At 63.1% G+C, this 10,797-nt stretch carries 10 protein-coding genes and 1 pseudogene; all 11 read left to right on the top strand.

Going from position 1 to position 10,797, the window contains the following annotated elements; all coding sequences use genetic code 11:
- A pseudogene (locus ACXJKC_RS17610) lies at window positions 1–207 on the top strand (ABC transporter ATP-binding protein); the annotation flags it as partial.
- Between the two features lie 85 nt (window positions 208–292).
- The gene (locus ACXJKC_RS17605; protein WP_456698042.1) at window positions 293–1,012 is read left to right on the top strand and encodes an MlaE family ABC transporter permease; all 720 of its coding nucleotides are present in this window, start codon (window positions 293–295) and stop codon (window positions 1,010–1,012) included.
- Window positions 1,013–1,014: 2 nt separating this feature from the next.
- The gene (locus tag ACXJKC_RS17600; protein ID WP_456698040.1) at window positions 1,015–1,860 is read left to right on the top strand and encodes an MlaE family ABC transporter permease; all 846 of its coding nucleotides are present in this window, start codon (window positions 1,015–1,017) and stop codon (window positions 1,858–1,860) included.
- A gap of 4 nt (window positions 1,861–1,864) precedes the next feature.
- Window positions 1,865–3,316 carry an MCE family protein gene (locus tag ACXJKC_RS17595; protein WP_456698039.1) on the top strand — a complete coding sequence of 484 codons (1,452 nt, stop codon included), beginning with the start codon at window positions 1,865–1,867 and terminating at the stop codon, window positions 3,314–3,316.
- Window positions 3,313–4,410, top strand: a complete 1,098-nt coding sequence (locus ACXJKC_RS17590; RefSeq protein WP_456698038.1) for an MCE family protein — start codon at window positions 3,313–3,315, stop codon at window positions 4,408–4,410. The genes ACXJKC_RS17595 and ACXJKC_RS17590 overlap by 4 nt, the downstream gene beginning before the upstream one ends.
- Window positions 4,407–5,423 (top strand): MCE family protein, encoded by a 1,017-nt coding sequence (locus tag ACXJKC_RS17585; protein ID WP_456698037.1) that lies wholly within the window; start codon window positions 4,407–4,409, stop codon window positions 5,421–5,423. The genes ACXJKC_RS17590 and ACXJKC_RS17585 overlap by 4 nt, the downstream gene beginning before the upstream one ends.
- A gap of 156 nt (window positions 5,424–5,579) precedes the next feature.
- On the top strand, window positions 5,580–6,740 hold the full coding sequence (locus tag ACXJKC_RS17580; protein WP_456698036.1) for an MCE family protein: 1,161 nt from the start codon (window positions 5,580–5,582) through the stop codon (window positions 6,738–6,740).
- Complete coding sequence (locus tag ACXJKC_RS17575; RefSeq protein WP_456698035.1) at window positions 6,740–8,143, top strand: MCE family protein; 1,404 nt, start codon at window positions 6,740–6,742, stop codon at window positions 8,141–8,143. Before ACXJKC_RS17580 ends, ACXJKC_RS17575 begins: the two co-directional genes overlap by 1 nt.
- Complete coding sequence (locus tag ACXJKC_RS17570; RefSeq protein ID WP_456698034.1) at window positions 8,140–9,375, top strand: MCE family protein; 1,236 nt, start codon at window positions 8,140–8,142, stop codon at window positions 9,373–9,375. The genes ACXJKC_RS17575 and ACXJKC_RS17570 overlap by 4 nt, the downstream gene beginning before the upstream one ends.
- Window positions 9,372–9,932, top strand: a complete 561-nt coding sequence (locus tag ACXJKC_RS17565) for a hypothetical protein (RefSeq protein WP_456698033.1) — start codon at window positions 9,372–9,374, stop codon at window positions 9,930–9,932. Before ACXJKC_RS17570 ends, ACXJKC_RS17565 begins: the two co-directional genes overlap by 4 nt.
- Window positions 9,929–10,657 (top strand): hypothetical protein, encoded by a 729-nt coding sequence (locus tag ACXJKC_RS17560; protein WP_456698032.1) that lies wholly within the window; start codon window positions 9,929–9,931, stop codon window positions 10,655–10,657. The genes ACXJKC_RS17565 and ACXJKC_RS17560 overlap by 4 nt, the downstream gene beginning before the upstream one ends.
- The last annotated feature ends 140 nt before the right edge of the window (window positions 10,658–10,797 follow it).

Raw genomic sequence — 10,797 nt, 5'->3', positions numbered from 1 at the left:
AAGGATGCCGATGAGTTGGCGTCCGAGGCCGGTATCGCGATGCCGGCTCTGCCGCCGGTGCCGTTGCAGTTGGAGACCTCTGATGGTCGTGAACGTCGTGGTCAGCGGGCGCCGGGCGCGTGGTGCCGCGAGAACGGCGTCACCCCACCACCAGGATCCTTCGCGCCGACTGACGTGGCGCTCGCCGCAGCTGGTGTGACGGCGTGATCGAGCGTCAAGGAACCGAGGTAGCGGCGTGAGTGCAAGCGTCATCACCGGCCCCGCGAGGGTTGCCGGCGGGCTGTTCGCGTTCATGCTCGACGTCGTCGTCGCGCTGTTCCGTCGTCCGTTCCAGCTCAAGGAGTTCTTGCTCCAGTCGTGGTTCATCGTCAAGGTCACGATCATCCCGACGGCGTTCGTCGCGATCCCGTTCGGTGCCGTCATCGCGCTCCAGGTCGGCGGGCTGATCAAACAGTTCGGTGCCCAGTCGTTCACGGGCTCGGCCGCAGTGCTCGCGGTGGTCCGTGAGGCGGGCCCGATCGCGTGCGCGCTGCTGATCGCCGGAGCGGCCGGATCGGCCATCGCCGCCGACTTCGGCGCCCGGCGGATCCGTGAGGAGCTCGACGCCATGATGGTGCTGGGCATCGATCCGATCCAGCGACTCGTGGTGCCCAGGGTGCTGGCCTGCATGCTGGTCGCGGTGTTCCTCAACGGCATGGTCACCGTCGTCGGTGTCGCCGGTGGCTACGTGTTCAATGTCGTGTTGCAAGACGGCACGCCAGGTGCCTACCTGGCCTCGTTCACGGCGCTGGCGCAACTACCAGACATGTATCAAGGCATGGTCAAGGCGCTGATCTTCGGCTTCCTCGCCGCGATCGTCGCCTCCTACAAGGGTATGAACGCCAAAGGTGGACCCAAGGGCGTCGGCGATGCGGTCAATGAAGCCGTCGTGATCACCTTCACGCTGCTGTTCATCGTCAACTTCTTCATCTCGGCGATCTACATCCAACTTGTTCCGCCCAAGGGGATGTGACGATGTCAGACACAAGAGCTCTGTCCGCGATCACCCGATTCCCCGGCAAGATCGGGGCCTTCCTCGATGGCCTCGGCCACCAGATGTTGTTCTACTTCCGGGTCATCCGGTCGATCCCGCGCACGATTGCCAATTACGGCAAAGAGATCGTGCGGCTACTCGCCGAGGTGACACTCGGCTCGGGCTCGCTCGCGGTCATCGGCGGGACGGTCGGTGTCATCACCGCGATGTGCTTCTTCACCGGCACCGAAGTCGGCATCCAGGGCTATGCGGCCCTCGACCAGCTCGGCACCGCAGCACTGACCGGCTTCGTCTCGGCCTACTTCAACACCCGTGAGATCGCCCCTATCGTCGCCGGCATCGCACTGGCCGCGACCGTGGGTTGCGGATTCACCGCCCAGCTCGGTGCGATGCGTATCAGCGAAGAGGTCGACGCGCTGGAGACCATGGCGATCCCGTCACTGCCGTTCCTCGTCACGACCCGCGTCATCGCCGGCCTGATTGCCGTGGTCCCGCTCTACATCGTGGGTCTGCTGTCGTCGTACTTCGCGACCCGATTAACCATCACCAAGATCAACGGGCAGAGTGCGGGTACGTACGATCACTACTTCACGACGTTCTTACCACCGCAAGACGTGCTGTGGTCCTTCGCCAAAGTGCTGATCTTCGCCGTCGTGGTGATTTTGATCCACTGCTACTACGGCTACTACGCCAGCGGTGGTCCGGCAGGTGTGGGCGTCGCGGTGGGACTGGCCGTCCGTACCTCGATCGTGGCCATCAACGTTGTCGACCTACTCGCCTCCATGGCGATCTGGGGCACCAACGTGACCGTCAGATTGGCGGGTTGACCCCATGGCTCGTATACCTGTTCTCGAACGTCCCGCATCGCTCAAGCTGTTGGGCACCGCCTTTCTTGCCCTGCTCCTGTTCTTCCTGTGGATCACCTATGCCTTCTTCACCAAGGCATTCGTCGACTACGACACCGTGACGCTCAAGACGACCACGACCGGCGTCAACCTCCCGCAGAATGCCGACATCAAGCTGCGCGGCATGATCGTCGGCGAGGTGCGCAAGGTCGAACCTGACGGAGACGGCGTCAAGCTGGAACTGGGCATGAACCCCAAGCTCATCAAGGACGTCCCCAAGGGCGTCACGGCTCAACTCATACCCAAGACACTGTTCGGCGAGAAGTACGTCGCCCTGATCCCGCCGGCCGATGCGGTCGCCGGGGGGCCGTCGCTGCAGGCCGGTGACACGATCACCAAGGCCGATGTGCCGATCGAGGTCGAGACGCTGCTCAACGATCTGTATCCCTTGCTCGATGCGGTCGACCCGGCCAATCTCTCCTACACTCTGAGCGCGGTGTCCACGGCCCTGGAAGGTCGCGGAACCCAGCTGGGCGAGACCCTGGTGACGCTGAATGAGTATCTGGTCAAGACCAATCCCGACGTCCCGCAGCTCGTCACCGACCTGACGAAGCTAGGAACCGTCGCTGACGGCTATTCCGAAGCCATGCCCGATCTCGGCCGCCTGCTTCGCAATGCCGTGGTGACCGGCAACACCGTCGTGGCCAAGAAGGCGCAGCTCGCCGCATTCTTCGACGAGGGAACCCAACTGGCCGACACCCTCAACGCATTCGTCACCGAGAGCGGTGAGGACATCGTGCAGCTCGCCAAGGACAGTCGCCCGATCCTGGAGATGGTCGACGACTATTCGGTGACATTCCCGTGCTTCCTCAAGTCGATGGCGGGCATCATCCCGCGACTCGACAGCGCGTTCCGCGATGGCATGCTGCACATCAACGTCGAGCTGATCGAGCAGACCAACGCCTACAGCGCCAACGAGAACGTCGAAGCGTCCAAAGACAAGTTCGATGCCGCCTCACGTGACCCCGGGGCCAAGAACGGTAAATCGATCACTGCCCGCAATGCGGCTTCGCCGTCGTGTATCGACCTCAATGAGATCAACAAGGGCCGGGCCCAGCAGGAGGCGATCTCCTCGCAGGACAATCCGTTCACAGTTCCGGCCGAGGTCTACAAGCTCGTCGGCGTCAAGCGCGCACACAGCAAGTTCGGAACCGTCGGACCTGATGGTGATTTCGCCCAGAACCGTACCGCCGCGGCAAACTCCGACCTGGAAGGACTCGTGCAGCCCAGCATTAACGGCGCCGACACGGCACGTGAACGAGGAGAACTCAACGTCTTCCTCGGGGCGATGCTCGGTACCAAGGCAACAGAGGTTCCCGACATCGGATCGCTGCTGGTCAGCCCCCTGCTGCGCGGAACGGCGGTGAGCCCACGATGAAGCAGATCGACTCGGAGTCCATCTCCGCTGCCATCAAGCTCGGCTTCTTCTTCGCCTTCACGGGCATCTCCACGCTGATCCTGGCGATCACCTTGAGCAATGGATCATTCGGTGACCGTGATCAGTACAAGGCGGTCTTCACCGACGTCACGGGGATGGCCAAGGGAGATGACATCCGGATCGCCGGCGTCGCGGTCGGCTCGGTCAGCAAAGTCGAGATCATCGACCGCGACAAGGCACTTGTCACCTTCGGCGTCGACTCGGACGTCCCGCTGACGGCCAACACGAATGCGACGATCAAGTTCCGCAATCTCGTCGGGCAGCGTTACATCGCCTTGACCCAGGGGGCGGACGGCGCCAAGACTGCGCTCAAGCCCGGCAGCACGATCCCGGAGGACAGGACCAAGGAGGCACTGGACCTCAACGTCCTGCTCAATGGTTTCAAGCCGGTGTTCCAGGCGCTGTCGCCGGCGGACACCAATAAGTTCGCCTACGAGATCGTGCAGACGCTGCAGGGGGAGAGCGGCAATGTCGAGAACCTCCTGGCGCGAACCTCCTCGCTGACCAACACCCTTGCCGGTCGCGATCAGCTGATCGGTGATGTCATCACGAACCTCAGCGATGTGCTCGATATGGTCGGTGACCGCGACAAGGAGCTGACCGACACGATCGACACGCTCCAGCAGTTCGTCACGGGGCTCAAGGACGACCGCAATGCGATTTTGGACTCGGTCGATTCGATCTCCGATCTGACTGACGAGACCTCGGACCTCCTGGTCCAGGGACGTCCGGCGCTGACCGAGGACATCAGCCAGTTGCGTGCTTTGACCAAGAATCTGTCGTCGAAGCGCAATCTGAAGACCGTTTCGGACGCCTTGCAGATCCTGCCGATCAAGTTGACCAAGCTGGGCAATGTGGCCTCTTCGGGCAGCGAGTTCAACTTCTACCTGTGCCAGGTCAAGGGAGCCATCACGATTCCGGAGATCAAGGTGGGCAACGTCGTTCTGGTGCCTGAGACGACGCTCGACCTGACCGGTGACCAGGGACTCAAGGTCGGCGGCCAACGATGCGAGCAGCCGGGGTATGAGAAATGAAGCCGTTCCGCGAGCGTAATCCCGTCATCATCGGGCTCATCGGTATCGCCCTCATCGCGTTGATGATGGTGGGGGCCTTCCGTGCCGATCGTCTTCCGATCATCGGTGGCGGCGACACATATCACGCAGAGTTCGCCGAGATCGGCGCGCTGAAGGCCGGTAACGAGGTCCGCATCGCGGGTGTCTCGGTGGGCAAGGTCAGGGGTATCGAGCTGGCCGGTAACAAGGTCAAAGTGACGTTCAAGATCGACAAAGGCACCAAGTTCGGCACCAAGACGGGCGCTGACATCCGTCTTCGTACCCTGCTCGGTGCGGAGTTCTTGGCGTTGACGCCCGACGGTCCCGGCCAATTGGAGAAGGGCGGCACGATTCCGTTGGAGCGGACCGTCGCTCCGTACGACGTCGTCCAGGCGTTCTCCGACCTCAGCCGCACCACCGACCAGATCAAGATCCCCGAACTTGCCGAGGCGCTTGACACCTTGTCGGAGATCTCGAACCAGACGCCCGAGGAGTTCCGCGGAGCGATCCGCGGCGTCTCAGACCTGTCACGCAATCTGGCCGCCCGCGACAACGAGATCAACACGCTCCTGATCAATCTCAAGCGGGTTTCGGGTGTGCTCAACTCGCGCAATGACGAACTCGTGACCTTGTTCAAGGACTCCGACACCTTGTTCTCGGCGATCAGCGCGCGCCGGGAGTCGATCCACCGCCTGCTCGTGTCGACCCAGACGATCTCAGGCGAGCTGCGCGGCCTCGTCAAGGACACCCGTGCAGATCTGAAACCTGCCCTGGATCAGCTCGACGTCGTCACGACGATGCTGCGCAAGAACGAGGCGAGCCTCGATGAGGCATTGCGGGTCTACCCGGCGTTCACGCGGGTCTTCTCCAATGCGCTGGGAACCGGCCCGTGGTTCGACACCTACTTGGGCGGCCTGACCTCGGCAGCCGGACTCGGCGAGCAGCTCTCCGACGTCTTGAAGGGGCTCACCCCCAAGAAGGAGGTGGCACCATGACCGAGCGCCAGCGAGGGAACGATGTGGCAGTCATTGTGCTGCCTCCGTACTGTGCCTTTCCCACGGAGGTGGCACCATGACCGAGCGCCAGCGAGGGAACGATGTGGCAGTCATTGTGCTGCCTCCGTACTGTGCCTTTCCCACGGAGGTGGCACCATGACCGGGATTGCCCAGCGGTTCGCAGGATTCTCCAAGGTGCTGGTGGCCGTCGTCGTTCTGCTTCTCGTGGCCGCGGCGTTGCTGTTCCTCAACAACGGTGACGACAAGAGGTATCTGACCGTCGACTTCGAGCAGACCAATTCGGTCTACAAGGGGTCCGACGTCAAGATCCTCGGGGTTCCGGTCGGCACGGTCGAGAGCCTGCGTCCGCGCGGGAATGTCGTGCGGGTCAAGATCGCGTATGACGGCAAGCAGAAACTGCCCGCAGACGTCAAGGCTGTCGTGGTCTCGCCGTCGATCGTCGGCGATCGCTTCGTCCAGTTGAGTCCTGCCTACAACGGCGGACCGACGCTGGCGGACAACGCCGTGCTCTCGGTCGAACGCACGGCGGTTCCGATCGAGCTCGACGCGGTGTATCAGTCGCTCGACGATCTGTCGGTCGCGCTCGGTCCCAAGGGTGCCAACAAGGAAGGCTCGCTGAGCGAACTCCTCGACGGCACGGCCAAACAGCTCGACGGCCAAGGTGCCCAGCTCAATGAGACGATCAAGAACTTCGGAAAGCTCAGTACGACATTGTCGAACAACAAAGAGGAACTGTTCGGCGGGCTCCGCGAGGTCGAACAGTTCGTGTCGCTGCTGAAGACCAACGACTCGGCTGTCCGGTCGTTCAACGACAGTACGGCCAAGGTCTCGACAGTGCTCGAAGGTGAACGCGATGACCTCAAAGCGACGCTCGAGGCGCTCAGCGTCGCCTTGGTCGACGTCAATACGCTCGTCAAGGAGAATCGTGGCGCGCTGCGCGGAAACGTCGACAACATCGCCTCTTTGGCCAAGGTCCTGGCCAAGCACAAGGATGATCTGGCCGACATCACGACCAACGCTCCGACGGCGCTGACCAATATCTCATTGGCCTACAACAGCCGCTCTGGCACGCTCGATACTCGTGCCGACATTCCCGAGTTGGTGTTCGGCGTGCTCGACAATCCGGCCTCGCTCGTGTGCAATCTCTTGGGGGAGACGCTCAACGACGACGGCCTGTGTTCGACACTTTCGGGTCTGCTGCCTTCCTTGCTGCCGCGGGCATCGGTCGCATCACAAGGAGTCGCCGAACCCGCACCGTCCAATCGCACGCTCGCAGAGATGTTGGCGGTGAACTGATGAGAGCCAAGAACATGAAGTGGGTTGCCGGTGCGGCGAGCCTCGCGATGTTGGGCGGGTGCGGCTTCTCGCCCTATGACCTGCCATTGCCTGGCGGCGCCGATCTCGGCAGTGAGCCGTATTCGGTCAAGATCCAGTTCCGTGACGTCCTCGACCTGGTGCCGCAAAGCGCCGTCAGGGTCAACGACATCGCGGTCGGCAAGGTCACCGATATCGAGCTGCGGGGCTGGACGGCGCAAGTGACCGTCAAGGTCAACAATGACGTCAAGCTCCCGGACAACGCTGTGGCCACGATCCGCCAGACCAGTCTGCTCGGCGAGAAGTTCGTGTCGCTGGCGCCGCCGGCGAACGGAGCGGACGGACAGTTGGGCAATGGCGACACGATCCCGATCGAGCGAGCCGGTCGAAACCCCGAGATCGAAGAGGTTCTCGGCGCGGCGTCGTTGCTGTTCAACGGTGGCGGTCTGGAGAAGACCAACACGATCGTCAAGGAGCTCAACAACGCTCTGGGCGGCAATGAGCCCGAGGTGCGCGAGCTCATCCAGTCGACCTCGACGTTCATCTCTCAGCTCGACCAGAACAAGGAAGCCCTCCTGACCTCGTTGGAGAAGGTCAACCGCCTCGCGGTGGCGACCAACGATCAGGAGGACGCCATCACCGGAGCGCTCGACGATCTGCCGGCGGCTCTCAAGGTCGTCAATCAGCAGCGCGATGATCTGGTTGGTCTCCTGCAGTCGCTCGACCGGCTCAGTGATGTCGCGACCGGAGTGATCAGGAAGTCGAAGGACGACACGATCGCCGATCTCAAGGCACTCGCACCGACGTTGAAGAATCTTGCCGCGGCCGGGGACGATCTGGCCACTGCGACCCAAGGACTGTTGACGTACCCGTTCACGGACGGATTCGTCGGCGGTTCGGTCGCCGCAGCGACGGCCCGTTGCCAGGACGCGCCCGAGATCAAGGAAGGCGCGTGCTTCGGTGACTTCGCCAACTTGTCATTGCGTCTCGACATCAGCGCGACCCAGTTGACCAATCTGCTCGGTGGATTCGACCTGACCAAGGGGTTGTCGGGCGACCCCGCAGGCACCCCCAAAGCACCGGCGGCACCGGCCGGTGGAGCGGGTCAGGCGACCGACCCGGCGCTGTCGGGCGGCGACCTCGCCGACCTGATCGCGGGACTTCTCCCCGGCGGTAAGAAGAGTTCGCCTGACCCGGCCGCGACGACCGCGCCACCGGCCTCCGGCGGAGGCAGCGGCGCCACCCCCGGTGCTGCGACACCCTCACCCAAACCACCGTCTGGCGGCCTGCTCTGCGGCCTGTTCGGTACGTGCCGAACAGCAGTGGCCAATTCGCCGGCGGCTGACGCCGGCATGATCCTTCTCGAACCGGCGGTGGCTCCGTGATCACCAGACTGACCAAGATCCAACTCGTCATCTTCGCGATCGTCACGTTGTTGGGCGGAGCGTTCGTCGGGGGCCGCTACGCGCAGATCGACCGCCTGGTTGTCGATCGCAGTTTCCCCGTCACAGCGCAGTTCGCCGACTCCGGAGGTATTTTCGCCGGGGCACAGGTGACCTATCGGGGTATCCCAGTCGGCAAAGTCGGCAAGTTGACGTTCAAGGACGCCGGAGTGTTGGCGACCCTCGACATCGAGAACAGTGCGCCGAACATCCCGGCTGACACCTTGGCCGTCGTGGCCAACAAGTCGGCGATCGGAGAGCAGTACGTCGACCTGCAGCCGCGGACCAACACGGGTCCCTACCTCACCAAGGGTGCCAAGATCTCCCTGCGTGACACCAAGATCCCGATCGACACCACGACGCTGCTGGTCGATGTCAACGACCTGGTCACATCGGTCAACACCGACAGCCTGCGTACCGTCGTCAGCGAACTGGGTCAAGCCTTCGAAGGCACCGGCGAAGATCTGTCGACGATCCTCGACACTTCGTCGGAGTTCATCAGGACCGCCGACGACAATATCGACGTCACGCGTGCGCTGATCCGCAATTCCGATTCAGTCCTGCAGACTCAGATCGACAAACAAGGCGAACTCGGGACTTTCTCGAAGAACCTGGCGCTCCTCTCGGACACCCTCGTGGATGCGGACCCCGATCTGCGCCGTCTGATCGACAAGGGCAGCGACAGCGCCCGCACGGTGCGCAAGGTTGTCGATGAGAATGCGACCGATCTCAGCAGCGCGATCCGCGATCTCGTGACGGCCAACAAGCCGTTGTCGGAGAATGTGCTGGGCCTGCAGGCGATATTCATTTTGTACCCGTACCTGTTGCAGGGCTCGTTCTCGGTCACGGACCCCGAGGTCATCAACGGCAAGGAGACCGGCGAGTACAACGCCACATTCGGTCTCGTTCTGACTGATCTGACCCCGACCTGCTCGTATGCTCAAAACGGCGGATCCGGCTCCGGCTACCGTGAGCGGCGGCCCGAGGGTTCCATCGGCGACGACCTGGCCTTCGATACGAATGTCGACTGTAAGGTCAAGGACAACCACATCTCACGGCAGGCATCCAAGACGGTGCTCAAGCGATCTGCTGCCGGAACCGTCACGCACGACGGTCCGACGGCAACTGGAAAGGACTCCTGGAAGTGGCTGTTGAGCGACCCAGTGAATCAGTGACCACCCGGTCCGCTCGCCCCCTCGTCCTCGTCCTCGCCGGCCTCATCGTGCTTGGTGTGGTGCTGGGTGCGACGGGGTTGTTCGTCAAGGCGTCCGCCGACGGTGACGGCAACACCGCTGACCGTAATCAGGTCATCGCCCGGGCCAACGACTTCGCAATTGCCTACAACACCTACGATGTCGCGGACCTCGCCGATTACCAGAAAAGGCTGAAGGGTCTCCTCACGCCCAAATACGATGCCCAGTTCGTCGAAGTGACCGACGCGATCTTCGGTGCGCTCAAGGACAAGAAGCAGATCAGCGGCGAAGCGAAGGTCCTCGGTGCCGCGGTCGAGAGCATCGACGATGACTCGGCGGTGGCGATCGTGGCCGTGGACGCGGCGATCAGCAACACCGACAACACTGCTGCTGTGCCACGGCACTTCCGTTGGAAGGTCTCGTTCACCAAGTCCAAGGGTGAATGGCTGGTGTCCGACTTCGAGAGCGTCGCGTCCGTCGAGGCGAGCGTCGGCACTCCGACACCGTCGCCCGGCACGCAGGAAGGTGGCGACAAATGAGCGATGACAACAAGCCCGTGAGGCGCCGACGTATCGCGGGGGAGAAGCCCGTGGCTGCACCCGTGCCGAAGCCGGTCGTGCGCAAGACCCCGATCAAGCGCGGCACCCCCAAGGCGCCGGCCGCGACCCCCACACCGGCGACTCCCAAGGTCAGCACGGCGGTCCGGCCGACGCCCGTCACCGTCGAGACTCCCGTGCCGAGTCAGCCCACTCCGCGCCGCAGCAGGCGAGACCTGTTGCCGGTCGTGGTGCTCGCCCTGTTCGCCGCGGCGTCGATCGCGGTGGGAGCCTTCCTGTTGATCGACGGGCTGAAGGAATCGGGCGGCAAGGGTGACGTCGAGACGGCGCACACCCGCGCGGCATCGGCCGCCGGATCGGCAGCCGAGACGATCTTCTCCTTTCGATACGACAAGCTCGACGATCACCTGACCACGTCGAAAGCGCTCATGACACCGAAGTTCGCGAAGGACTTCGACAAGATCGCGCCCGCACTGACCGAACTGGCTCCACAACGCAAGATCGTCGTGGAGGCAGTCGCCCGTGAGGCTGCGGCTCTGCCCTGCGGCAGCGGCTGTTCTGCCGACAAAGCCGACGTCTTGGTGTTCCTCGATCAGGGTCGGCTCGTCGGCGAATCCAAGACGCCCACGGTGTTCGCCAACCGGGTCAAGGTCTCGATGGTCCGCAGCGGGGACGACTGGCTCGTCGCCGACATCCGCGCCCTCTGAACCCGTCCCCAACCCCCGTCCCCGCCCCTCATGGGCGGTGCGCTGGCGTCCACTTCGAGCGTCAAGCTGGACGCCAACGCACCGGCCCAGGTGGAGGTCGGGGGTCGAGAAAGCCATCTAGAATCCCTGACCGGGAGCAG

The organism is Aeromicrobium sp. P5_D10 (assembly GCF_054049535.1).
Note: the sequence above shows the minus strand (reverse complement) of the source record. Positions and strands in the feature narration are given on the sequence as shown.

Excerpts from the sequence above, each read along its gene's own strand:
- ACXJKC_RS17605 (WP_456698042.1), top strand. The coding sequence starts at position 293 with ATGCTCGACGTCGTCGTCGCGCTGTTCCGTCGTCCGTTCCAGCTCAAG.
- ACXJKC_RS17600 (WP_456698040.1), top strand. The coding sequence starts at position 1,015 with ATGTCAGACACAAGAGCTCTGTCCGCGATCACCCGATTCCCCGGCAAG.
- ACXJKC_RS17595 (WP_456698039.1), top strand. The coding sequence starts at position 1,865 with ATGGCTCGTATACCTGTTCTCGAACGTCCCGCATCGCTCAAGCTGTTG.
- ACXJKC_RS17590 (WP_456698038.1), top strand. The coding sequence starts at position 3,313 with ATGAAGCAGATCGACTCGGAGTCCATCTCCGCTGCCATCAAGCTCGGC.
- ACXJKC_RS17585 (WP_456698037.1), top strand. The coding sequence starts at position 4,407 with ATGAAGCCGTTCCGCGAGCGTAATCCCGTCATCATCGGGCTCATCGGT.
- ACXJKC_RS17580 (WP_456698036.1), top strand. The coding sequence starts at position 5,580 with ATGACCGGGATTGCCCAGCGGTTCGCAGGATTCTCCAAGGTGCTGGTG.
- ACXJKC_RS17575 (WP_456698035.1), top strand. The coding sequence starts at position 6,740 with ATGAGAGCCAAGAACATGAAGTGGGTTGCCGGTGCGGCGAGCCTCGCG.
- ACXJKC_RS17560 (WP_456698032.1), top strand. The coding sequence starts at position 9,929 with ATGAGCGATGACAACAAGCCCGTGAGGCGCCGACGTATCGCGGGGGAG.